The following is a 23,266-nucleotide window of genomic DNA, read 5'->3' as shown; positions in this document are numbered from 1 at the left end:
CAGTAAATTGCGAAACACAATTGATGCGCGCCGGGTTCACCCCTTTAGATGGAACGCAAAAAGGCTGCGGACATGCCCAGCTGGAGGTCGGATGAAAGGTTCCGCGAACGCGCTATCTCCTTGGTGAGCTGCATGACCGTACGGGAAGCAAGCGTCAGTTCGCCGTGGGGAGACATGGCAAGCGCAATGAAACGTGGCACTGGAGGGTCGACCACGATCGACGCCTGCAGCCGGCATTCCTTTTCAAGATTGGCAATCGCGTACGGTCCGAGCAAGGCATAGATCCCGCCGTCGGCCACGATATGCGCCTGGAGACTCAAAGAGTCCGCTTCCGCCGCGAAGTTGAGGGAGATCCGGTGTTCATCGGCAATCTGCTCAAGGCGGTCGCGCCAGCTGTTTGGGCGGCAGAAAGAGACTAGAGGGACCCCATCGAGCTTTGAAAAAGCAATCGTGGACTGCTTCAACAAAGGATCGCCCTCGGCGCCGACCAGGTAAGTCGCCGCCTTAACCAGATACTCGTCACCGTTTTTGGGCGTTGGACTGTTTCGAAAAAGGATTGCGAGGTCGACACTGCCGTTCTCCAGCCACGTTTCCAATAACGCCCCTTGACCTTCGCGCACCTGTAGTTGCACTAGCGGATAACGGTCTCGAAGACGATGGTAAAGGGTGCTCACAAGCGGATGCGCGGTTGACGGCAGGATCCCGATTCTGACCACGCCGATCGGCTCTCCCGCCGTACTGCGAATGTCGTTTGATAACTGTGCCGTACTGGCCAGCCACGCCCTTACACGCGGGGCGATACGCGCCCCCAACTCGGTCAATATCACGCCTCGCCCGGTCCGCTGAAACAGACGGCCACCGCAGTATTGCTCAAGCTCAACAATCTGACGGCTGATGTGCGGCTGACTTGTCCCATAGGCAACCGCGGTCTTACTCAGGCTCCCGAGTTCTGCGGCGTCGATGAATAGCTTCCAGGCAGCGTAGTCCACTCATTGCCCCGTTGAGATATGCCAATCCAGTATAGCTGAAATGTCCATTCGAGCAGTTCCTGCATAGGACGCGCCTCCCTACACTGCAACGCATGCACCGTTGTTCCGGCTTCAAGCGAAACGAGCAGCGGGCTCTCCTCTGCGGACAGAGGAGCCGAAAAGCTCAATTTGGATGGAGACGTCATGAAAGCGATTGATCTGCGCGGTTTGGTCCCGGCACCCGTCACACCCTTCACCCGCGACGGAGCGGTGGACCACGCAGCAATTCAACGGCTGGGTTCCTGGCTCGGCAGCATCGAGGGTGTTAAAGGCCTGACGGTTCTTGGACACGCTGGAGAAGGTACGTTCCTCACGCAGAAAGAACAGGCTGAGGTCATCCAGAGCTTCGTGAAGTCCGTTGACGGCAAGATCCCGGTCATCGCCGGTATCACGCTGGAAGGCACGGAAGTGGCTGTCGAAGAAGCGAAGCGTGCGGTGGAAGCGGGCGCGTCGGCCGGTCTGGTATACCCGTCGCACGGCTGGCTGCGCTTCGGTTACCAGAAGGGCGCACCGCAAGACCGTTACCGTGCCATCTACGAAGGCAGCGGACTGCCCCTGATTCTTTTCCAGTACCCGGATGCTACCAAGGCGACCTACAACCTCGAAACACAACTGGAGATCGCCGCACAGCCTGGTGTCTTCGCGATGAAGAACGGCGTGCGCAACATGCGCCGCTGGGATGTTGAGATCCCCATCATTCGCCGCGAGCGTCCGGAACTGCAAATCTTGACCTGCCACGACGAATATCTGCTCCATACGATGTTCGACGTTGACGGTGCGCTCGTCGGTTACGGCGGACTGGCCCCCGAGCCGCTCATCGAGCTGATCAAGGCAGGCAAGGCGAAAGACTACCGGGCGGCTCGCGCGATCCATGATCGCCTTCTGCCCATTACCCGCAACGTCTATCACCGCGGCTCGCACATGGAAGGCACCGTTGCACTCAAGCACGGTCTCGTTGCCCGAGGCATCCTCGAGCACGCCTCGGTGCGTTCACCCTTGCTGCCGCTTGCGGAAGGCGCAGACGTTGAAATTGCAGACGCGCTTCGTTCGGCGCGCCTCGTCGACTGACGTGGGAACTGTGGATCCATAGCTCGATGACGATAGCGAAGCGTCGACCCGCTTCGCTATCAGCTTTAACAGTCGGCGACACGCGACACCTCGCTCCGCGTCTTGCCCATAACAGGATCGGGAAACGATCGAAAAAAGCTCCGCGGCCGCGACACAAAAGATAAAAAGTGCGATCGGTGCTTCAAACAGGAACAAGACGAGGGTCCATAAAATGCAGCCTTACAGGAGACAGCATGAATACCCCTTCGACCGCCTATGGCGTGGGCTTTGGTCAATCCGAAAGCGAAACACGCACCGCCGGCGAGCAGTTGCGTGCGGCGAACCTACTGTTCCGCATAGAGAACGTACCGTTCTGCAGGTGGCACACCAAGGCACGCATTGTCATGGGCAGCGCGACCCTCTTTGACGCGTTCGATGCCCTCTCGCTTGCTTTCGTGCTTCCTGTGCTCGTCGGCCTCTGGCATCTTTCTGCCGCCGAGATTGGCGCGCTGATTGCCGCGGGCTATCTCGGCCAGGTCGTAGGAGCGTTGGTGTTCGGCTGGCTTGCTGAGCGCATTGGCCGGGTGCCGAGCGCGACGATAACGGTGGGTGTCATGTCGGCAATGAGCATCGTATGCGCCTTCACCGGCAATTTGCATATGTTGTTTTTGATGCGCTTCCTGCAAGGTATCGGAGTAGGCGGAGAAGTGCCAGTGGCGGCCACGTACATCAACGAGCTGTCTCAAGCGCACGGCCGGGGACGTTTCTTCATCCTGTACGAACTCATTTTCCCGCTGGGTCTTCTTGCGGCCGCACAACTCGGTGCCTTCATCGTCCCCCGCTTCGGCTGGGAGTATATGTTCCTCATCGGCGGGATCCCGGGCATCGCCGTAGCGATCATGATTGCCCGCCTTCCGGAATCGCCGCGCTGGCTCATTGGAAGGGGTCGTTTCGATAAAGCGGAACGAATCATCGAGCGTCTGGAGGCAAGCACGACGAAGCGCAGCCTCGACACGCAAACGCAGAGGGCCGAAGTTGACGAGCGCATCGGGAGCCTTCTGGACGGACTCCAGTCGAAGAAAAAGGGAACCTGGAAAGAACTCTTCTCCCCGTTCTACAGAGGACGCACCGTTGTCGTGTGGTTGCTCTGGGCGAGCTCTTATTTTGTGGCCAATGGCATTAACAACTGGCTACCGAGCCTCTACCGGACGGTCTACCATCTGCCTTTGCAAGAGTCGCTTCATATGGCGTCCATCTCCAATGTCCTTAGCACCAGCGGGGTGCTTGCCTGCGCGTTGCTGATTGACCGGGTAGGGCGCCGCCGCTGGGCCATGACATGCTTCATCGTCAGCGCAATACTGCTCGCCGCTCTGGGCATTCATGGAGCAAGCAGCGCCTGGTCAGTGATGTTCCTCGGATCGTCGGCCTACGCTGTGATGGCAACCACAACCGTACTTCTGTACCTTTACACCCCTGAAATCTATCCGACCCGGATGCGCGCCATCGGTACTGGTCTCGCGACTTCCTGGTTGCGAGCAGCGTCTGCTGCCGCACCAGCGATCGTCGGCGTCGTGTTGACAGGGAAAGGCATCGCTGCGGTATTCATCATGTTTGCCGTGGTCAGTGCAGTAGGCTTCTTCGTAGCTGCACGAATGGTGGAGACGACCAATCGCGCTCTTGAGGAGATTTCCCCGTAGCCACGCGCGTCCCTGGCGGCTCCTTCTCCTGACATGGCTCGAGGGGAGGAGCTGCCTGGCTCGTAACACCGTTAGCTTCTGCGACATGCTTGCGACGCGCGCCGTCACTCAAAGATGGTCAATAGGTAGTACTAACAAAAAAATAACTGGAGACAACCCAAATGAAAAAGGCACAACGGGTAATCGCCCGCTTTCCTGCGCGGAAAGTCGGCACCAGGCTCGGCGTTACGGCGCTTTTCTGCTCAGGTCTGGCATTGACTTCTGTCGACGCACACGCAGATAGCGGCTCCCAGGTACAACTTTATGGTCTCATCGGCACCTATGTCGGGAGTGTCAAACGTAGCGACATGCCGCAAGCTGCGGTACTGATGGGGAGCGGCGGACTTACCACTTCTTTCTGGGGAATCGGCGGAAAGGAAGACCTCGGCGGCGGCGTAAGCGCGATCTTCGCCCTTGAGAGCTTCTTCCAGCCTCAAAACGGCGCGCTGGGTCGCAGTGCGGCGGACCCATTCTGGTCCCGCAATGCGTACCTGGGATTTAAAGGCAACTTCGGCCAGTTAACCTTGGGGCGGCAAAGAAATCCGACTTATACGGCAGAATCTCTCGTCAATCCATTCGGATCATCTGTCGTCTTTTCCCCTCTCGTCGTTCAGACATTGGTGGCCAATTACGGGGGCACGATTATCGGAGATACGGTGTGGAATAACACTGCCAGGTACGCGACCCCGAACTTCAAGGGCTTTGGCGCAACGGTAATCTACGGCCTGGGTGGCGTTGCGGGTTCACCTGGCATCGGTAACCTCGGCGTTCACCTGAATTATCAAGGTCACGGCCTCACGGCGGTGCTGTCCGGCCAGCGCGTGCGGTACACGGCAGCAGGGCCGGCGGGAGCGCAGTATGCCTATCTCGCGGGCGCAGCGTACGATTTCAAGGTCGTGACGCTCTACGGGGCGTGGGCGATGACAAGTGACGTGAGTACACCTACAGGAAGCCACACGTATGAGGCGGGTCTGTCGATTCCCTTCTCACCGGCTGATTTCCTGCTCGCGGAGTGGGCGCGCACGCAACGGTCAGGGCCTACGCATACGACCAACAGCCTTCGCAACACTGCCGCTCTCGGCTACGACCATCTGCTATCCAAGCGGACGGACATTTACGCGATTTACTCAATTGACAAGCTGAGTGACCATCCCATCGGCAACACATTTGCCGTCGGCATTCGGCACACGTTCTAGGCAGCGTTCGTTTCTTTGTCATCGCTTCGTGCCTCTCAAAAACTCGGCGGCGAAGACCGCTTACGGCGGCTCGCATCCCTTTCGAGGCACCAAATCCGGTACCCGCTTTGTCGAGGCCTCGCGGGAACTCACGTGCGATAGTTTCCGTTATCAAGGGTGCTGTTTCTTAGGCATTGGTGAGCTCAAAGAAGACGATTCGATCACCCACGGTGGCCGCACGGGGCAAAGCGCGCGTGGTCCGTTGAAGGACCGCCTGGTCGGACGGTCGTGGTCCGCTTGTACCGTTGCATGGTCCACTGACATCCGTTTTGCAACCCAAAGCCGCCGTTGATGTTGCCTGTTCCGAAGTCTTCCGCAACGACTCACGTCCGGAGTCCGGATCGACGCAGTAGAACGGCACCGTTCATTCCACAGCGAGCGTGTGCAAGCGCGCGGTCATGTACTCGACGAACACACGAATGCGTGCGGGAACTGACTTCCGGTTCGGATAGCACAGATAGTGGCCGCTGTCGTCCGGCGCGTATTGCGCGAGACAGCGAAGCAATTTGCCCTCTGCAAGCAGGCCACAAACCTGATAGGTGGGCAATTGAGCAATGCCAAGACCATCCATGACGGCCTGCACAATCAGACTGGCATCGTTGAACGTGTGTTGTGCCACGAACTGCCGTCGTTGCGCAAGGCCGTCAACCTTGAATGTCCATGCCTGAATGCTCCCGCAACCAGTGCGAAGGTTGATGCAGCGATGATCCGCGAGGTCGTCGACAGATTGCGGCAAGCCGTACGTTCGCGCATAGCCGTGCGAAGCACACACCACCAGTTGCCGCGGCATCAACCGGCGCGCCACGATTCCCGCCTCTTGCACGGAACCCTCGCAAAACCACAAGTCGATGTGGTCTTGCCGGAAGTCGGCAGGACGATCGCTCAATACCAGTTCGAGCGCGATCGCTGGGTAGCGCGCATGAAAATCGCTCAGCAGTGGTGCCACGATCTTGCGGCCGAATCCGTGCGTCGAGAGAACGCGAAGATGGTCACGCGGCGGCCCGTTGCGAAGATCCCGCATAGCTTTCGTCGTCTGCGCATTGCGGCTAATGGACTAACGGCGCATGCCGGCCGACTCGCGCACGCACCGGCTTGCACGCATGCCGCCGATGAGGCCGCTAGTTCCCTTGCTTCTCGGGAACGAGAATTGGCGCGCCCTTGTCCTTGAGAAGGAGCACGAGGAACTTTGCGGGCTGCGTCTGGCTGGCGTTGCGCCCCACCGTGTGCACGTCGTGCGGGCCTTCGTAGAAGGTCTGGCCCGGCGTGAGCGTCACTTCCTGGCCTCCTTTTACCTGCATGACAATCGACCCCTCCAGCACATAAATAAAGCCGTGCGCGTGATGGCGATGCACCGGGTCCGCGGCGCCGGGCGGATACTCGACGGTAATCATCAAGGCTTCCTTGCCCGGATAGTCGGCAAGTGGCTGAGTCATCAACGGTGTGACGCTGGCCTCCGCAGGTGCCGCTGCGTGGACAGCGCCCACCGACGCGCCGACGGCAACCAGTACCGCTAATACCGCATGTTCCAAGCATTGCATGATCGTGTGCTCCGGTATGAGCCGGCCTGCAGCTTCCACAGGCCGGCGCAGAAGAAACGTGCAACGGAGGTGTTCAGGTGAGGTTGGCCTTGTCGAGGCCGAAAGCCTTGTCCGCGGAGCCCGGCACGGTCCTGAACGCGACGTTCGCCCGATTCCAGCCATTGATTCCCATGATTTCGTACGTAAGGTCGGAGAGCTCCTTTTCCGAGAATTGCTCTCGTACGCGTTCGTAGATGTCGTCCGGTACGCCATGTTCCGGCAGCTTCGTGAGCACTTCGGTCCGCGCTAGCGCAGCGCGCTCACGCGGCGCGAACAGCGTCGACTCGCGCCATGCGGCGAGATGATGAATGCGCAACTCGCGCTCGCCATGAATCTTCGCTTCCTTCACGTGCATGTCGAGGCAGAACGCGCAGCCGTTAAGCTGCGAGGCGCGTATCGATACAAGATCGCGGATGGACTCTTCGATCGTCCCTTCTTTCGAGAGATTGCTGAACTCGAGAAACTTCTTGAACAGTTGCGGAGATTGCTGGATGTAGTTGATACGCTGCGTCATGATGCCTCCTGTCGATAGTGAGCGGATCGCGGATATGCGGATTCGCTGATGCCCTAGGCGCTGGCCAACCGCATGAATTCATCTTAGGGACGCGCGACGTGTGGCGGTAGCCACTGCCGCTGGCTCACAGTGTTGTCGGCTACGCATCAATCGATGCGATGTTGGTATCGCGGGACTGGCGCACCGTGTTTGCGCCGCAAGCCTGGCGGCTGGCGGCTCATTTATGACCCGCGCACCGGCGGTCGATCTTGCACGTGCTCTTTCCCGCAGCACGCGTCGAAAGTAACGAAAGGGCGCGTACAGCACAAGCGCGAGCGCAATCGCGCCCAACGCCTGCCAGCAAAAGCGCCAGAGAAGCGGAACGGTATGGTCGATCTGCGACGCGAACATCGCACCTGTCGTGAGTGTCACAGACGCCCAAGGGCCAAGACCCGCACAGTCGTGCAACACGAACGGGCGCCATCGAATCGCCGTGGCGCCGCATAGCGGCACCGAGACGAACGAGAGTCCCGGTACGAACCGCGCGATGACAAGTATCCGCACACCGTAGCGCCCGAAGAATCGCTCCATGTGAGCGATGCAGGCGTGGCGTCCCACCGACAGTTTGCAAGCACTGCAAAGCGCTCGTGCGCCATAACGCTTGCCGCACAGAAACCAGACGAGATCGCCAAGCGCGCCGCCGGTCACGGCAGCGCCCAGCATTACGCCGCACTGCCCGATGGTCGACGATAAATCGCCCGCGGCGAGCGACATGCTTGCGCCAATCATGAGCAACGTTGGCGCTGCGGGTAACGGCAAGCCGAGCGAAGACCCAAACACATTCAGGAATACGATGAGCACGCCGTACCGCGCGATCAACTCGTGTGACAACATGATGTTCTCCTTCGCGCGGGGGAAACCCGTCAGGAGAAATCGTAGGTAGCACAGAGGCGCGGCAGTAGCCCTTGCGAGCGGCTCACCGTGTTGTCATCACATCAACAATCAAGGGCAGAACGAAAGAGGGTGGACTTCGGTGGAACATTGCAGATCGAGCGCGCGGATCTGTTCGGTCATGTAGTCGATGAACACGCGAATGCGCGCCGGCAAATGCTTGCGGCTCAGATAGCACGCGTAGTGGCCGCGGTCGTCCGGTGCGTACTGTGCGAGGCAAGCGAGCAGACGGCCCTCCCGCAGCAGATCGCTTACCTGGTAGGCCGCGAGTTGAGCAACGCCGTGGCCAGCGAGCACGGCTTGCAGCGTCAGTTCGGCGTCGTTGAAAACGTGCAGCGCCTTGGGGACGACCTTGCGGCCTACGCCGCTCACCTTGAATTCGCATTCGGCGATGCGTCCCGACGCAAGCCGGAAATTGATGCAGCGATGCGCATCGAGGTCTTCGACGGTGCCCGGCAAACCGTGCTCACGCGCGTACGGGGGCGAGGCGCACACCATCATCTGCATCGGGATCAGTTGTTTTGCCACGACCTGGCTGTCGTCCATCTTGCCGTCACGAAATGCGACGTCAATGCGCTCGGAGGTGAAATCGGCCGGTCCGTCCTTGAGCATGAAGTCGATGGCAATCTCGGGGTATGCCGCATAGAATCCGTTGAGCAGCGGCGCGACGATCTTGCGGCCGAAGCCTGTTGTCGAGCAAATGCGCAATTGGCCGCGCGGTGGTCCCTGGCGAAGTTCGCGCATGTCCTCGAGCGCCTGCATGATGCGCTCCACACCCGGATTGCAGTTTTGATAGAAAAGCTCGCCCTCGCGCGTCAGCGCGGTGTTGCGCGTGGTTCGCAGAAAGAGTCGCGCGTCGAGCTGCGCTTCGAGCTTCTGAACATTGCGGCTCACCGCCGAGCGCCCAATGCCGAGCCGGTCACCGGCCTTCGCGAAGCTGCCTTCACTCACCACCGCAAGGAAGGAAATCACGCCGACGTAGCTGGTGGCGAAGCTGGTCGCGAGAGAGTCCTCGCTCGCGGGGGGAGAAGTCGTCGAAGTGGTCGGGATGAGCATGCGCTTTTCCATTCGGTTCACGAACACCTAGTGAATTGACGTGCTGCGGAACTGCGGACGCGCATTTTCGACGCCAGGAAACAACGCAAGCGCGGATCTGATTGATAGGGCTGCAAAGGTATTCGGACAAACCACAACGTTAAGCTACGTGGAACCGCAGCGTTACCTCTATGGCATGGAATCGACAGTCTCGCTCTTCGAACCTGTACTTATACCCACGGCTTTCACAAATTACAAGTCTCGCCGCCTTTTCCGCAGCGCCGCAATCACGGCGCGTTTCCGCATCGGGCTCGACGTCCGATTGTTGTCTATCAGGCAACATCGTGCGTTGCACTCCAGGGCTTCCCCATTACACATAAGGCGGTTACGATCCCGCGCAGGGATGAATGAACCCGTTTGCGCATCGCGCCATTTGATTTTTACCGCACGCCGATTTGAAGAAACAACGGATCGACATCATGGATAAATTGACTCCGCCACCTTTGACCCTGCTCGACAAATACTATGGTCCCGAATTTCAGGGGCTGTACACGGCCCATATCCGCGTGACGGGTGGCGAGGCTGGCCACGGCAGGGCGTCGGGTGTCGTTCGTTCGGACGACGGCAATCTCGAACTGAATTTGCGTTTGCCCGAGGCGCTTGGTGGGCCTGGCGGCGGCACGAATCCCGAGCAGTTGTTTGCCGCCGGCTACGCTGCCTGCTTTCACGGCGCGCTCATGTTGATTGCGTCGAAGAACGGCATCGAGCTCGGCGAGAGCGCGGTGGACGCCTCCGTTACATTCGGCCGCGACCCCGTCGACGGCATGTATATGTTGACTGCCGACATTCGCATCACTTTGCCGGGTGTAGAGCGGGCGATTGCGGAGCAGCTAGTGCGCAGCACCGAGCGCGTTTGCCCCTACGCCAAGATGGCGAGACAGGGGATTACCAGTGTGATCTCGCTGCACCTCGATCCACCCGTGGCAGGGCACCCGAATCCCGCCGGCGACAAGCCTTGAGCGATTGGAGCTAATCCCGGCCATTGCGCACGGCCTGGGAGTTCAGGTGAGCGACATGCCGCCGTCGACACTCAGTTAATGCGGTTGATGAAGCTGCTTTCGTCGCGGAGAAGAAAGCCCGCGGGGCGCGAGTTTTTTGGGCCGGCCAAGTCGGCCAAGGCGACCCAGCGGTACACCGCGCGCAATAACTGCTTCGAACGCGGGCTGCTCGCTGTCCGGGACGCCACGCTTCGAAGGAATGGACGTGTCGACGGGTCCCGGGCTCATGACATTCACTCGAATGCCGCGTGCGCGGCATCCGCGTGCATTACGCAATCGCGCCTGTGATCGCCGCACACCGTACCGAACATCTCATTGCCTGCCCGTCGTGAATTGTTGTCCTCCGGACAACATGGTGTACGCATCCGCGATGCTACTGGCGTTCGCCCCTGCTAACTACAATCTGTCACACGCTCGGTCGAAATGCGAGCCAAACGAAGCGCGAAATTCGTGGTCGTGCTCGTGAACCGTGCCGCGCAGTGCGGCCTACTCCACTTAATCAACAGGACTCTTAATGATGAGCCAAACAACCCGCAATGTGCGGCCCGTTACCGCGAACCTTGGAAAAGAAGGTTCAGGCGAACTCGTGCCTTCCCGCTACGCCGTGCGCGTCGGTGACGTCGACGTCGTGCTGATCAGCGATGGCGTACTGCCGTTGCCGACCTCCACCATGTCCACCAACGTGAGCGAAGCGGACCGCAACGAATGGTTCGATGGTCGTTTCCTGCAACGTGACATGTTCGACTGGGCTCTGAATATCGCGCTCGTGCGCAGCGGCGAGCGCCTGATCCTGATCGACTCGGGCGTAGGCGACGGTTTCGAATACTTCACGCGTGCCGGTCAGTCGGTGATGCGCCTGGAAACGGCTGGCATCGACCTCGCTGCGATCACCGACATCGTGATTACGCATCTGCACATGGATCACGTCGGCGGGCTGAACGTTGATGGCGTCAAGGCGAAGCTGCGCCCGGACGTACGCATTCACGTGTCGGCCGCCGAAGTGGAGTTCTGGAAAAACCCGGACTTCAGCCGGACGGTGATGCCGGAAACCGTTCCTCCCGCGCTCCGCAAGGCTGCTGCAAAGTTCGTGAAACTCTACAGCGAAAACATCGTGCAGTTCGATCGGACCGTGCAAGTCGCAGCGGGTGTGTCGGCGCGCGTGACGGGGGGCCACACGCCGGGGCACTGCGTCGTGGACGTCGCGTCAAACGGCGAGAAGCTGACGTTCGTAGGCGACGCGATTTTCGAAGTCAACTTCGACAATCCGGATTGGCAAAATGGCTTCGAGCACGATCCTGAAGTGGCTATGGATGTGCGTATCGCGCTGCTCAACGAAGCCGCTGAAACCGGCGCTCTGCTGGCCGCAGCGCACGTCGCGTTCCCGTCCATCGGTCACATTGCAAAGAACGGTGAGGGCTTCCATTTCGTGCCGGTACAGTGGGACTACTGATTGATGCTCGACGGTCCATCATCGCTTGACGGTGATTGCAACGACCCGCAACGAATTTCGATTCGGAAAGCTAACTAAATTGGGCGTGAGCCGCTATGAAATAGAAGGTCGGGATTTGTCGACACGGATTGCGCAACGGAAACAGATCGATGCGGTACTGGATCTGGTTGGCAATAGCACGGTGCTGGATTCTCTTGCAATGGTGCGCCGCGACGGCAAGGTGTGTCTTGCTGGCTGGCTCGGCGGCCTTGCGCCGATTCCCGACTTTAACCCGCTTTTGCAAATGCCGAGCGGAGTTGATTTCACGTTCTTCGGTAGCTTTGTGTTCGGCACGCCCGAATTTCCGTTGTCCGATGTTCCGCTCCAGTCTATTGCAAGCGACATTGCCGCGGGTAAATATTCGGCGGCGCCGTCGCGCATCTTCCGCTTCGACGAAATTCGCGAGGCGCATCGTGTCATGGAGGCGAATGAAGTGAACGGAAAAATGGTTGTCGTTCACGACGAATAGAGCGGAGCGGCGGTCCATTTACCAGCATTAATCGGGATGCGCTGCCTCGCTATGCTTGAATGTGGCCCTAATCTGCCAGCTCTTACCCAGGCTCCGTATTGTCTTTTTGCCGTTGGCGAAACTTTGCCACTTTGTGACGGTTCCCGCAGATGGCCATGCTGCACCACCGTCTACGATGGGCTTTAGTTTTATCGTAGAACCATAATACGCAGTCGTCGGCCTCGCACTTGCGAACAAGATTGAAATCGCCTGTCGCGATCAGCTCTGCAGCGGCTAGAGCCACTGGCGTCAGAAGCTGTTCCGGTGTGTCCATATCGAAGTGATGCCTGACTTCCAACGTGCCGTCGTTTCCCCGTGCAAGCTGCACTTTGTATCTGCCGTGCATCAGAAAGGAGTTGAGCGCACCAATATCAATGCTTTTGCCGGATTTGCGCTGCATAACCAGTTTCCGGACGACTTCTCTCAACGCCCGCGCTCTGTCCGCCAAAATCTCGCGCGGAAAAGTGCGCTGATCTCTGCCGTTGAGATATCCGATGCTCTTTAACCAGGCTACCACGTCTTTATTGGTTTCCAAATACTCCACCGGCCCCTCTTCGCCTTGCGCAAGGGTATTTAGAAAATCCAGCGCCGGGTTGTCGGCAAGTATCAGGAATTCTTGGGCGGGCATCAGGCGTTCTCCGGTAACCGAGAACTAATTGTAACCATTGAAATAACATATAACAAGTTATCGATAACTGATGTTGGCTATAGCTTTCGAACCTTGCAGTTAAGGTTTGCTTTCTTCAACTCTGACTGGCGGGCGAGTCCTCAAACGTCTGCTCCGCAGGCTGTCGGTGTTTGTGCCGTTCTTTCCGGCCGTCGATATTGCCCGGCCTGATCTTGAACCAGATGGAGTACATCGCCGGCAGGAAGACGAGCGTGATAATCGTCCCCGCAAAAGTGCCGCCGATCAGCGTGTAGGCGAGGGTTCCCCAGAACACCGAATGAGTCAGTGGAATGAAGGCCAGGATCGCCGCGAGCGCAGTCAGGATCACCGGGCGGGCACGCTGCACGGTGGCTTCCACAACTGCGTGGAATGGATCCAGGCCCGCCTGTTCGTTCTGGTGGATCTGCCCGATCAGAATCAGCGTATTGCGCATCAGGATGCCCGACAGTGCGATCAGGCCGACCAGCGCATTGATGCCAAATGGTTGCCGGAAAAGAATCAGGGTTGGCACCACGCCGATCAGTCCCAATGGACTCGTCAGAAACACCATGACCATCGCGGAGATCGATCGCACCTGCAAGATGATGATCAGCAGGGTGATCGCCAGCATGATGGGGAAAAGCGGCAACATGGCTACCGTCGCCTTGCCTGATTCCTCGATGGAGCCGGCCTGCTCGATGCGGTAGCCGCCTGGCAATTTCTCGACGATGGGCTCAAGCTGCTTCGTGATTGCCGCTGACACGTCCGGCGGCTGCAAGTCATCGGCGATGTCGCCGCGCACCGTGATCGTCGGCATGCGATCGCGGCGGCGCATGACCGGTTCCTCCATGCGCACGTCGACCTTGCCCACCTGTGACAGCGGGATGCGCTGGCCGTTGGCGCCAGCCAGCGTGAAATCGCCGATCCGGGCCGGATCGAGCCGGACATCGCCGGCTGAACGCGCCATGACCTGCACTGTTCGAATGTCCTCACGCACGGTGGTGACAGGTACACCGGTCAGCAGGAATTGCAGTTGTTGCGCCACCGCGCTGGAGGTGAGTCCCACCGCCTGCAGCCGGTCCTGCTGCAAGGTGAAATGCAGCGTGGGCGTGCGCGTGCCCCAGTCGGTGTTGACCGTGCGCATCATCGGACTTGCCTGCATCACGTGTTGCACGTCGGCCGCGATATTTCGCAGCTTCTCCGGGTCCGGGCCCGTGACGCGGTAGGCGACAGGGAAGGGCGAATACGGACCGAATACGAGTTGCGTGACACGCACGCGCGCCTCTGGGGCGAGACCGCCGGCAATCGCCTCGCGCAGTCGCTGCTTCAACGCGTCGCGTTCATCCTGGCTGTCGGTGCGCACCACGATCTTCGCGAACGACGGATCAGGCAGTTCGGGGCCCATCGCGAGATAGAAGCGTGGCGCACCCTGGCCGACGTAGGCGGTGACGATCCGCGCTTCCTTCTGTCTGGACAGCCAGGCTTCCACCTTCTCCGAAGCAGCGCTGGTTTGGGAGATGGACGTGCCATAGGGCATCTGCACTTCGACAAGCACTTCGGGCCGGTCGGAGATCGGGAAGAACTGTTTCTTGACCACGGACATGCCCACCACGGCCAACACGAAAAGACCGACCACCGACCCGGCGACCAGCCATTTGCGCGCGACGACGCGCCCGAGCAAATCGCGAAACCGGTTATAGCGCGGCGTGTCGTAGATCGCGTCGTGGCCGCCTTCGACCTTCTTCAAGTCGGGCAGCAGCTTCACGCCCAGATACGGTGTGAAAACCACTGCGACCACCCACGACGCGATCAGCGCAATGCCGACGATCCAGAACATGTTGCTCGTGTATTCACCCGCAGTCGACCGGGCGAAGCCGTTGGGCATGAAGCCGACGGCCGTCACCAGCGTGCCAGACAGCATGGGCGCAGCGGTGTGGCTCCACGCATAGGCGGAAGCAGCGACGCGGCTGTAGCCTTCCTCCATCTTCACCACCATCATTTCGATGGCGATGATCGCGTCGTCCACCAGCAGACCGAGCGCCAGAATCAGCGACCCCAGCGTGATGCGGTCGAAGCTCTTGCCGGTCGCGGCCATCACCACGAAGACGGCCGCCAGCGTCAACGGCACCGCCGCGGCGACCACGAGGCCCACGCGCCAGCCCATGCTCACAAAGCAGACCAGCATGACCACGAGCAGCGCGGCGAAGAACTTGATCATGAACTCATCGACCGCCGAGCTGATATTGACCGCCTGATCGGTGACTTTCGTCAGGCTCATGCCCAGCGGCAACCCGGCGTTGATTGCGCCGACCTCGCCGTCCAGCGCCTTGCCGAGGTCGAGCCCATTCCAGCCGTCGCGCATGACGATGCCCAACAACAACGCCGGTTCGCCGCCATTGCGAATCATGAACGTCGCCGGATCTTCATAGCCGCGCTTGACGGTGGCAACATCCGACAGCTTGAGCGTGCGACCCTGCACGACGACTGGCGTGTCGCGAATCTTCTGCAATTTGTCGAAGGCGCCGTCCACGCGAACGAGCACTTCCGGGCCCCTCGTCTCTATGGAGCCGGCCGGCGTCAGCACATTCTGACTATTGAGCGCGGCGAACACGTCCTGGGCGCTTATACCGAGCGTTGCCAGACGATCATGCGAAAACTCGACGTAGATGCGCTCCCCCTGTTCGCCGATGATGTTGACCTTCTTCACGCCCGGCACGTGCAGCAGCCGCTGACGCAGCGTTTCCGCGTCGCGTACCAGCAGGCGCTGCGGTTCGCCTTTGGCCTTGAGCGCAAAGAGGGCAAACGTGACGTCTGCGTATTCGTCGTTGACCATCGGTCCGATCACGCCGGGCGGAAGGTTGACTGCCTCGTCGCCGACTTTTTTGCGGGCCTGGTAGAACTGCTCCTGCACTTCCGAAGGCGGCGTGCTGTCGAGCAAGGTCAAGGTCGTGAAGGCAAGCCCTGGTCTGGTATAGGTTTCCGTACGGTCGTACCAGCGCAGTTCCTGCATGCGCTTTTCGATTTTCTCGGCGACCTGGTCCTGCATTTCCTGCGCGGTGGCGCCAGGCCAGGCGGTGATGATGGTCATTACCTTGACCGTGAAGGCGGGATCCTCTGCACGACCGAGCTTGAAGAATGAAATGAGACCGGCCAGCGAAATCAGGCAGATCAGGAACAGCGTGATGGAGCGCTCGCGCACGGCAAGCGCCGACAGGTTGAAACGGCCTTCGCTCACGGACGTGCTCCCTCGGTCGTGGTCGCGGCGGCCTGGCCGGCGACCCGGACCAGCTCGCCTTCGCGCAGCAGATGAGCGCCGAGCGCGACGACCCGCTCGCCTGGCTGAAGTCGACCGGCGATGCGTGCGCCGTCGTCGTCGAGATGTTCGATCGCGACGGGCCGCCAGCCAACCTTTGCCGGCTCGCCGTTGATGACCCACACTCCCGGCCCCTTGCCCGCGTCGAACAGGGAGCCGATCGGCACCTGCAAGCCGCCTTGCACGGAGGAGAGTCCATCCGGAATCCGGATCGTGACCGTGGCGCCCAACGGCGCGTTGGCGAGCGCGCCGTCCAGTACATAGCGCGCCTCGAATGTGCGGGTAAGGCGATCCGCCGTATCCGAGAGCTGCCGCAGCGTGGCCGCGACACTGACGCCTTCCTTGCCGAACAGCGTGGCTTGCGCGATCGAACCAACCGCGGGCCGCAGAGTTTCCGGCAACTGGATGACGGCTTCGCGGCGCCCGGCGTGGGCGAGGCGCACGACTGTCTGTCCCGCGCTAACGACCTGGCCGGGCTCGACCAGCGTTTCCATCACCACACCATCGCCATCCGCCACGAGTTCCGCATAGCGGCTCGCATTGCGGGCCACGTCGGCCTGCGCTTCGGCCGCACTCAACTGGGCTTTGGCAGCGTCTGCCGCCGCCTTGATCTGATCGTAGGCCGAAGCCGAGATCGCGCCGGTGCCGCGCAAGTCGCGGTAGCGCGATTCATCCTCCGCTGTCTGTTGCGCGCGCGCCCGCGCGGCCGTCACCGCCTCCTGCTGCGCCTGCGCAGCCAGCTTCAGATCGACGGGATCGATGCGCATGAGCGGCTGGCCGCGTTTCACGGTCTGCCCGGCATCCACAAGGCGCTCCAGCACTTTGCCGGAAACGCGAAACCCGAGGTCGCTCTGCACGCGGGCGGCTACCGTTCCGGTGAACGAACGCGACGCGGGACTCGCGCTCTGGACGATGGCGGCCCGTACGAGCGGCGCTTCCATGCGCGGATCGGAAGGAGATTTTGCGCCGCAAGCGGCCAGCGCAAAGGGCAAGGCATAGACCACGGCAGAGATTGCGAGGCGACGCGAGCGCATGAAAGTTCCACCGACGAAATGAAGATGGCCTTCATTATGGTTCTAGTGACCAAATTAGTCAACAGTCACCATCGCCTCGCTTTAAGGAGAGAGGCTGCGAAGCACCAGGCTTGACAGTTTCGCCGGCGCTTCGTCGGTGTAATCGAAGCTGTGCTGAAGCATCAGCGGGTTGAGATAGGGGCGCAGGACCAGGTAGACCGCCATTGCGGTTTCGTCCAGCGGCGTCTTGCGTTCGAAGTCCCCGCTTTGCCGGCCCTCCTGAAGGATGTCCTGAAGCAGCTTCTGGATACGTTTTTCATAGGCGAGCGTCGCCTGCCAGTGTTCGGTGGCCGCCGACGTGGCAATTTCGTAAAGCTTCCGGTCCTGTGAGAATAGGCGCAGGCTGGCCTCCACGATCGCCTTGAACATCCGCCGCAGCTTCTCGGGCGGCCGGTCGGCTTCGTCCACGGCCGCCTTGACCTCGCTTTCGATCTCGCGCAGACAGTTCGCGCAGATCATCTCGCCAATGGCCTGCTTGGATTCGAAGAACTTGTAGATGTACGCCTTGGAAAAGCCGATTGCCTTCGCAAGATCGGAGACGGTTGTCTTCTCGTAGCCGTAGCGGCTGAAGTGCTCGGTGGCGGCCGCAACGATCTGGTCGCGCACGTCGTGGTCGGCCGGACCGCGGCCCGGAGTCGGATAGGTGGCTGCGTTTTTCATGGTCCTAGCTTACCGTCGTGCGCAGAAATCGACAACAAGTGACTAATATGTATTATAGTCACAGCCATTCGTTCCTCTTATCGGAAGAAGCTCATGCTGCCCAAGCGTACCTTTGCCATGCTCATCGTCGCTAGCCTGTCGGCAGGCTGCGCCGTCGGTCCCGATTACGTTCGGCCCGACGTACCCATGCCCGAGCGGTTTCAGGGCCAGGCCGCGGTCGATCAGCGGCAGGCGAGCGCCACTGCCGACCTCGCCGCGTGGTGGGCGGGCTTCGGCGATCCACAACTGGCAAGATTCGTCGCGCTTGCGCTCGAGCAAAACCTTGATCTCGCGCAGGCATCCGCTCGCGTCGAGCAGGCGCGCGCTGGACTCGGGGCGGCGAACGCGGCGTTGCTGCCTTCGGGCAATGTCAGCGGCCAGGCGGCCAGAGTCTATCAATCGGTCGAAACGCCCTTGGGGCGGGTCTTGAACTCGGCGCCCGGTTTCGACCGCTACGGTAACGATTACGAGGCCAATCTCAGCGCGAGCTGGGAACTGGACGTGTTCGGAGGGCTGCGTCGCGGACGCGAAGCGGCGCTGGCCGAGTACCAGGCTTCGGAGGCGGGCGCAGCGGCCACGCGCCTCGCTGTGGCGGCACAGACCGCCGACATCTACATCAGCATCCGCGGCTTGCAGGCGCGTTTGAGCGTTGCCCGGCGGCAGGTGCAGACGCAGCAGGATCTGCTCTCGACCATCAACCTTCTATATGGCAAGGGTTTGGCGGCCGAGCTTCAGGTAAGGCAGGCGGAGGGGGCTCTCGCCCAGGTGCGGGGCTCCGTTCCGGTCCTCGAAACGGGCCTCGACGCGGCCATGAACGCACTGGACGTGATGTTGGGCGCGCAGCCCGGCACGCATCGGGCGGAACTGCTGGAAGCTGGCGACATTCCGGCCGCCCCGCAGATCGCAGCCACCGGGTCGCCAGGCGAGCTGCTCAGGCGCCGGCCTGACCTGATGGTGGCCGAGCGGCGCCTCGCCGCATCGAATGCGCGTATTGGTGTCGCGATCGCCGAGTACTACCCCAAGCTGTCTCTGAGTGGACTGATCGGCAGCGCGACATCAGTAGCCAGCGGCAACCTGTTCTCGAGCGGTGCGAGCCAGGGAGCCGGCGTGCTGGGTCTGCGCTGGCGTCTGTTCGACTTCGGCCGTATCAATGCGCAGATCAACCAGGCTAAGGGTCAGGAGGCCGAAATGCTGGCGGTGTATCGGCTTGCTGCGCTCCATGCAACTGAGGACGTAGAGAACGCTTTTTCCGCGCTGGTCAAGCGCGAGGAACAGGCCGCTGTGCTAGCCCAAGGCGTGGACTCGCTCGGGCGCGCGCGAGCGGCTTCGTTTGCAGCCTATCAAAAAGGTGTCGTCAGCCTTATCGAAGTGCTGCAGGCCGACGAAAATCTGCTACGCGCCTCCGATGCACGTGTGCAGGCGCAAGCGGAATCAGCGCGCGCAGCGGTCGCTGCCTTCAAGGCGCTCGGCGGTGGTTGGCAACCCGATGCGTTTAACGCAGTCGCCGCCAGGTGACAACGGTACTTGTCCATAGCGCCGGTGACGAGCGAAAACCAGCGCGTTGGCCTGTGTAATGCACGTGCGGCCCCGATTGCGGGGCAGGACGCCCAGACCCAGCAACGCGAGATTCACATGTGCCAGATGGCGAGATACCTTGTCGCATGCAACGCAAACGCTTGAGCCGGGCAGAATCCCGCGAGCAGACCCGCCTGCGCCTGCTCGAAGCAGCAGCGTTGAGCATTGCCAGAAAGGGACTGGCCGCGACCAGCGTTGAGAGCATTGCCGCCCAGGCAGGCTATACGCGCGGTGCGTTCTACTCGAACTTCAACGGCAAGAGCGATCTGTTCGCCGAAGTGCTCCGCGTCGATCATCGGAATATGCAGGAACACTTGCGCAAGCTGCTTGACGCAGCCCAGTCCAGCGAAGAGCTGCAAAAGCGGCTCACCTCGTTCTACGCACAGCGTTACCGCGACAAGGATAACTACGTCATCTGGGCTGAGGCGCGTCTCCACGCTCTGCGAGACGCGAAGTTCCGGCAACGCCTGAACGCTTTGTGCCTGGAAAAGCGCGATATGCTCGCGTCGTTCATCGAGCAGTTCGTCGAGCAATTCAGCGATGGCGTCAATGTGCAGTTGCCAGGCCCTTGCGCCGACTACGCACTCGCCGCCATTGCATTGATGGACGGCGTCTTCTATTTTCCCATGACCATGCCCAGCGAGTTGCCGAACGATGCGGCGGAAGCGGTTTTGAGCAACATCTTGATGAGGATGTTGCTCAGCCCAGTGTCCTGAACTTCGTTGGCCGTGCGGCGCCGCTTCAGGGCTCGCGCGCCGCCGCGAGCCGTCATTCGACATCATCTGCCTGGATCTTCGACAATCGATCTCCCCCGCGTGGGCTAGGCTACGATCGAAACCGCCCGCTAACTCATCGTGCAGGCAAGCACTATGCGTGAAAGGTCACTTTGCCCATTCGCCGATGCGTAGTTCTCAAGCCCTTACCAGGTGCCGTCGTCACTGATGCCGAACGGCGAAATCAGAACTTGTGCCGCATGCCGATGCGCACGAGCTTGATGCTGTCCGACGATGACGGCGTGAGTACGTTAATCGCGGCGACGGCCGGGCTATTGGTCGAATCGGTGCCGGACGCGTGCTGGTAGATTGCCGACAGGTACAGGTCGGTCGTCTTCGAAAGAAAATAGTGGGTGCTCGCCTCCGCCTGGTGATATGTGGCGCCCTGGTTGACGTTGTTCGCATGTCCTTTCGTGTAGTCGTAAGCAATGCCGGCCATCCACACTGGCGTGATCTGGTAGCTGAAACTGGCTTCTGCGTTGTCGAAGGTCGCATTTCCGGTGTAGTGGGCGGGATTCGGCCCGGACGTGGTGTCGCCCATGTTGCGAAAGGAGATGTTCGAGTAGGTCGCGCCGAGCGTCGCCTTGCCGATCGTGTACGACGCGCCCACACCGATATCCTGATATGAGTGCGCGGACAGGAAGCCGCGATACACCGGCGACGCCGCGTTGGCCGCCGCAGCGGTGGCGGTCGTCGACAGGTTGCTGCCGAACAGGCTGGTGTTCGGATTTCGCACGTTCAGATAGGCCGCGCCAACGGAGAACGGACCATGCGTATAGCGCGCGCCCACTGCCCAAACCTGGTTGCGCGTTTCATCGCCGGCCGAGCCACCGAAGGCATACGTGCCGCCGAACGAGAAGCCGTTGTAGTTCGCGCTCGTGAACTTCACCGAATTGTTGCTGCGGAAGCTGTAGTTGAAGTTGTCGAGATCGCCCGGATGCGCGGAGACGTAGCCACCCCACTGGTTGCTGACCGAGTACTGGCTCACGAACTCGATCAGCGAGTCGTACTGGCGGCCGAAGGTCAGGGTGCCGTTCCTGCTGGCGAGGCCGACATAGGCCTGTCGGCCGAACAGCAAGCCGCCCTGGCCAAGCTTGCCGTTGGTGATGTCGAAGCCGTTCTCGAGACGGAAGATCGCCTTCAGTCCGCCGCCAAGGTCTTCGCTGCCGGTAAGGCCGAAGCGGCTGCCCTGGTTGACGCCGCTCGTCATCGCCAGGAGGCGGCCGCCTGACGCGTTCGACTGATAGTTCAGGCCGACATCCATGATGCCGTAGAGGGTCACGCTGCTCTGCGCATGCGCGGCGGTGCTAGCGACCCCAGCAACAGCGATGGCGAGAAGGGAGAGTGGGCGGGATTTCATGGTGAGTCTCCGTTGTTGTGCTTGTGGATGACACGCGTGATGAGAAAGGGCGCGAGCCGGCACGCGCGGGCAGCAAAAGCGTCGCGCGTCAGCTTGCTGCGTTGAAACGGGTATGAGCTATTTATGCAGTGCTGGCACTGCAGCACCGCCGACGTGTTTCGACAGGCATCGAGGCGAGGCCCCAACGCCATGTGAGGCCGGCCATATCAGCGGCACTCCGAGCTTCAGGTCCGCCGCGCTACGTCACTGTCGCGGGTTGGCCGCGTCGTGCGGGCCGACCGCGATCACAGTGACGGCGCCGATCAGCATCAGCGCGGCGAGGTAGTACTGGCCGGCTGCGAGCGAGTGCGTCGTTTCGTTCAGCCAGCCCACGATGCCCGGACTGACCAGGCTCCCGAGTCCGGCCAGCGTGCTGATCAGCGCGATACCGCCAGCGGCGGCGTGCCTGCTCAAGTAGAGGCTCGGCATCGCCCAGAACGGTCCCATTGCGGCAAAGGTGCCCGCGGCGGTCACCGTCAGCGCGACGACCGACAGCGCCGGACTCTCGCCGACGAGCGGCAACGCCGCCCAGCCAATGGCCGCGATCAGGCCCGCGAACGCCGCGTGCCAGCGGCGCTCCCTGCGTGCATCCGAATGGCGCGCCATCAAATACTGGCAGATGAATCCGGCGACGTAAGGCAGCGCGGAAAGCAGTCCGAGCGTCCACAGGTCGACAACGCCGGTACGGCGGATGATGGTCGGTAGCCAGAAGAACACGTTCGCCGTTCCCGCGAGCAGAGCCACGCCCATGCCGGTCAGCAGATAGAAGCGCGGTGAGCGAAGCGCCGCGGCGAACGACTTGTGTTCGGTATGGCGCGTGCTTTCACGGTCTGCACGCAGATCCCGCTCGATGATGGCGAGTTCATCCGCGCTGAGCCACGGCGCCGAAGCGGGCGTGTCATGCAGCATCCGCGCGACGAAGAACATCAGCACCAGCGCGGGCAGCCCTTCGATCAGGAACAGCCAGCGCCAGCTTTGCAGGCCGAGCACGCCGTGCATCGTGTGCATGATGAGCCCCGACACAGGGCTACCGATCACTCCCGCTATCGGAATCGAGGCCATGAATAAAGCGGTGAAACGCGCACGGCGGGAAATCGGCACCCAGTAGGTCAGGTAGAACAGAATGCCGGGAAAGAGACCGGCTTCCGATGCGCCGAGCAGGAAGCGCCAGAGGTAGTAGCTGTTCTGTCCTGTCATCGCGGCGAGCCCGGCGGAGCACGCAGCCCAGAGCAGCATGATTCGCAGGAAGGTCTGCCGCGCACCGATGCGGGCAAGCAGCAGATTGCTCGGTACTTCGAACAACATGTAGCCCGCATAGAAGATGCCGGCGCCAATGCCGAACACCGATTCGGAAAGCCCCAGGTCATGCAGGAAGCTCAGTTTTGCGAAGCCCACGTTCGAGCGGTCGATGAACGCGATCACATATAGCAGCATCAGCAGCGGCATCAGGCGCCAGAGCAGCTTGCGATAGACCATCTGCCCGGCCAGTGCGGCGTCAGGTAACGGGCCGGCGTGCGGCGCGGTTGTCTCTACTGCCACGGATGTCTCCTGGTTCTTTCTGATTAGGCGGCTCACTCGACGGTGGCCCCGACAACCCGGATTAAAATGCCATCGCTCATAAAAGTCAATAA

19 protein-coding genes and 1 pseudogene are annotated in these 23,266 nt (G+C 60.9%); 8 read left to right on the top strand and 12 right to left on the bottom strand.

Annotated elements, in window-relative coordinates:
- Nucleotides 1-44 precede the first annotated feature (44 nt).
- On the bottom strand, nucleotides 45-989 hold the full coding sequence (locus F759_RS0122060) for a LysR family transcriptional regulator (RefSeq protein WP_027801781.1): 945 nt from the start codon (nucleotides 987-989) through the stop codon (nucleotides 45-47).
- Between the two features lie 183 nt (nucleotides 990-1,172).
- On the opposite strand from F759_RS0122060, the gene F759_RS0122055 reads away from it, so the two are divergent.
- The 3 genes from F759_RS0122055 (at nucleotide 1,173) to F759_RS0122045 (ending at nucleotide 5,007) form a co-directional block, all read left to right on the top strand.
- A complete protein-coding gene (locus tag F759_RS0122055; RefSeq protein ID WP_027801780.1) occupies nucleotides 1,173-2,096 on the top strand; it encodes a dihydrodipicolinate synthase family protein in 924 nt (307 codons plus the stop codon).
- Nucleotides 2,097-2,329: 233 nt separating this feature from the next.
- Nucleotides 2,330-3,772, top strand: coding sequence for an MFS transporter (locus F759_RS0122050; protein ID WP_027801779.1), 1,443 nt, complete (start codon nucleotides 2,330-2,332; stop codon nucleotides 3,770-3,772).
- A gap of 161 nt (nucleotides 3,773-3,933) precedes the next feature.
- Complete coding sequence (locus tag F759_RS0122045; RefSeq protein ID WP_027801778.1) at nucleotides 3,934-5,007, top strand: porin; 1,074 nt, start codon at nucleotides 3,934-3,936, stop codon at nucleotides 5,005-5,007.
- A 403-nt stretch (nucleotides 5,008-5,410) separates the two neighbouring features.
- Here F759_RS0122045 and F759_RS38225 read toward each other — a convergent pair.
- From F759_RS38225 to F759_RS0122020, 5 genes and pseudogenes are all read right to left on the bottom strand, one after another.
- Nucleotides 5,411-6,097, bottom strand: a pseudogene (locus tag F759_RS38225) (substrate binding domain-containing protein); the annotation flags it as partial.
- A 67-nt stretch (nucleotides 6,098-6,164) separates the two neighbouring features.
- Nucleotides 6,165-6,584, bottom strand: coding sequence for a cupin domain-containing protein (locus F759_RS0122035; RefSeq protein WP_027801777.1), 420 nt, complete (start codon nucleotides 6,582-6,584; stop codon nucleotides 6,165-6,167).
- A 73-nt stretch (nucleotides 6,585-6,657) separates the two neighbouring features.
- Nucleotides 6,658-7,137, bottom strand: a complete 480-nt coding sequence (locus tag F759_RS0122030; protein WP_027801776.1) for a carboxymuconolactone decarboxylase family protein — start codon at nucleotides 7,135-7,137, stop codon at nucleotides 6,658-6,660.
- A gap of 78 nt (nucleotides 7,138-7,215) precedes the next feature.
- Nucleotides 7,216-8,010, bottom strand: coding sequence for a DedA family protein (locus F759_RS38220; protein WP_051377404.1), 795 nt, complete (start codon nucleotides 8,008-8,010; stop codon nucleotides 7,216-7,218).
- 108 nt (nucleotides 8,011-8,118) lie between these two features.
- Entirely contained in the window at nucleotides 8,119-9,123 is a 1,005-nt protein-coding gene (locus F759_RS0122020) for a LysR family transcriptional regulator (protein WP_152530686.1), read from the bottom strand.
- A gap of 458 nt (nucleotides 9,124-9,581) precedes the next feature.
- Between F759_RS0122020 and F759_RS0122015 the strand changes: the two genes are divergently transcribed.
- The 3 genes from F759_RS0122015 (at nucleotide 9,582) to F759_RS38215 (ending at nucleotide 12,118) form a co-directional block, all read left to right on the top strand.
- On the top strand, nucleotides 9,582-10,121 hold the full coding sequence (locus F759_RS0122015) for an Ohr family peroxiredoxin (RefSeq protein WP_027801774.1): 540 nt from the start codon (nucleotides 9,582-9,584) through the stop codon (nucleotides 10,119-10,121).
- Between the two features lie 556 nt (nucleotides 10,122-10,677).
- Nucleotides 10,678-11,610: an MBL fold metallo-hydrolase gene (locus tag F759_RS0122000; protein ID WP_027801773.1), complete on the top strand. Its 933-nt coding sequence runs from the start codon at nucleotides 10,678-10,680 to the stop codon at nucleotides 11,608-11,610.
- Nucleotides 11,611-11,641: 31 nt separating this feature from the next.
- Nucleotides 11,642-12,118 (top strand): zinc-binding dehydrogenase, encoded by a 477-nt coding sequence (locus F759_RS38215; protein WP_244438885.1) that lies wholly within the window; start codon nucleotides 11,642-11,644, stop codon nucleotides 12,116-12,118.
- 82 nt (nucleotides 12,119-12,200) lie between these two features.
- On the opposite strand, the gene F759_RS0121990 is transcribed toward F759_RS38215, so the two are convergent.
- The 4 genes from F759_RS0121990 to F759_RS0121975 all read right to left on the bottom strand — a co-directional run bounded on the left by F759_RS0121990 (nucleotide 12,201) and on the right by F759_RS0121975 (nucleotide 17,849).
- Entirely contained in the window at nucleotides 12,201-12,785 is a 585-nt protein-coding gene (locus tag F759_RS0121990) for a CGNR zinc finger domain-containing protein (RefSeq protein ID WP_027801772.1), read from the bottom strand.
- A gap of 115 nt (nucleotides 12,786-12,900) precedes the next feature.
- Complete coding sequence (locus F759_RS0121985) at nucleotides 12,901-16,038, bottom strand: efflux RND transporter permease subunit (RefSeq protein ID WP_027801771.1); 3,138 nt, start codon at nucleotides 16,036-16,038, stop codon at nucleotides 12,901-12,903.
- Nucleotides 16,035-17,150, bottom strand: coding sequence for an efflux RND transporter periplasmic adaptor subunit (locus tag F759_RS0121980; protein WP_027801770.1), 1,116 nt, complete (start codon nucleotides 17,148-17,150; stop codon nucleotides 16,035-16,037). Before F759_RS0121980 ends, F759_RS0121985 begins: the two co-directional genes overlap by 4 nt.
- Before the next feature lie 81 nt (nucleotides 17,151-17,231).
- Nucleotides 17,232-17,849 (bottom strand): TetR/AcrR family transcriptional regulator, encoded by a 618-nt coding sequence (locus F759_RS0121975; RefSeq protein WP_027801769.1) that lies wholly within the window; start codon nucleotides 17,847-17,849, stop codon nucleotides 17,232-17,234.
- 93 nt (nucleotides 17,850-17,942) lie between these two features.
- On the opposite strand from F759_RS0121975, the gene F759_RS0121970 reads away from it, so the two are divergent.
- Together F759_RS0121970 and F759_RS0121965 are read left to right on the top strand one after the other, a co-directional pair.
- Nucleotides 17,943-19,403, top strand: a complete 1,461-nt coding sequence (locus tag F759_RS0121970; protein WP_027801768.1) for an efflux transporter outer membrane subunit — start codon at nucleotides 17,943-17,945, stop codon at nucleotides 19,401-19,403.
- Between the two features lie 119 nt (nucleotides 19,404-19,522).
- Complete coding sequence (locus F759_RS0121965) at nucleotides 19,523-20,179, top strand: TetR/AcrR family transcriptional regulator (RefSeq protein ID WP_244438881.1); 657 nt, start codon at nucleotides 19,523-19,525, stop codon at nucleotides 20,177-20,179.
- Nucleotides 20,180-20,420: 241 nt separating this feature from the next.
- On the opposite strand, the gene F759_RS0121960 is transcribed toward F759_RS0121965, so the two are convergent.
- Complete coding sequence (locus tag F759_RS0121960) at nucleotides 20,421-21,596, bottom strand: porin (protein WP_027801766.1); 1,176 nt, start codon at nucleotides 21,594-21,596, stop codon at nucleotides 20,421-20,423.
- A 243-nt stretch (nucleotides 21,597-21,839) separates the two neighbouring features.
- The gene (locus tag F759_RS0121955) at nucleotides 21,840-23,174 is read right to left on the bottom strand and encodes an MFS transporter (protein ID WP_244438880.1); all 1,335 of its coding nucleotides are present in this window, start codon (nucleotides 23,172-23,174) and stop codon (nucleotides 21,840-21,842) included.
- Nucleotides 23,175-23,266 lie beyond the last annotated feature (92 nt).

The organism is Paraburkholderia dilworthii (genome assembly GCF_000472525.1).
Taxonomy (GTDB): domain Bacteria; phylum Pseudomonadota; class Gammaproteobacteria; order Burkholderiales; family Burkholderiaceae; genus Paraburkholderia; species Paraburkholderia dilworthii.
This window is presented reverse-complemented; position numbering and strand designations above follow the sequence as displayed.

Coding starts and splice junctions, on each gene's coding strand:
- F759_RS0121970 (WP_027801768.1), top strand. CDS start 17,943: ATGCTGCCCAAGCGTACCTTTGCCATGCTCATCGTCGCTAGCCTGTCG.
- F759_RS0122050 (WP_027801779.1), top strand. CDS start 2,330: ATGAATACCCCTTCGACCGCCTATGGCGTGGGCTTTGGTCAATCCGAA.
- F759_RS0122000 (WP_027801773.1), top strand. CDS start 10,678: ATGAGCCAAACAACCCGCAATGTGCGGCCCGTTACCGCGAACCTTGGA.
- F759_RS0122045 (WP_027801778.1), top strand. CDS start 3,934: ATGAAAAAGGCACAACGGGTAATCGCCCGCTTTCCTGCGCGGAAAGTC.
- F759_RS0121980 (WP_027801770.1), bottom strand. CDS start 17,150: ATGCGCTCGCGTCGCCTCGCAATCTCTGCCGTGGTCTATGCCTTGCCC.
- F759_RS0122035 (WP_027801777.1), bottom strand. CDS start 6,584: ATGCAATGCTTGGAACATGCGGTATTAGCGGTACTGGTTGCCGTCGGC.
- F759_RS0121975 (WP_027801769.1), bottom strand. CDS start 17,849: ATGAAAAACGCAGCCACCTATCCGACTCCGGGCCGCGGTCCGGCCGAC.
- F759_RS0122030 (WP_027801776.1), bottom strand. CDS start 7,137: ATGACGCAGCGTATCAACTACATCCAGCAATCTCCGCAACTGTTCAAG.
- F759_RS0121960 (WP_027801766.1), bottom strand. CDS start 21,596: ATGAAATCCCGCCCACTCTCCCTTCTCGCCATCGCTGTTGCTGGGGTC.
- F759_RS0122015 (WP_027801774.1), top strand. CDS start 9,582: ATGGATAAATTGACTCCGCCACCTTTGACCCTGCTCGACAAATACTAT.
- F759_RS38220 (WP_051377404.1), bottom strand. CDS start 8,010: ATGTTGTCACACGAGTTGATCGCGCGGTACGGCGTGCTCATCGTATTC.
- F759_RS0122020 (WP_152530686.1), bottom strand. CDS start 9,123: ATGCTCATCCCGACCACTTCGACGACTTCTCCCCCCGCGAGCGAGGAC.
- F759_RS0121990 (WP_027801772.1), bottom strand. CDS start 12,785: ATGCCCGCCCAAGAATTCCTGATACTTGCCGACAACCCGGCGCTGGAT.
- F759_RS0122055 (WP_027801780.1), top strand. CDS start 1,173: ATGAAAGCGATTGATCTGCGCGGTTTGGTCCCGGCACCCGTCACACCC.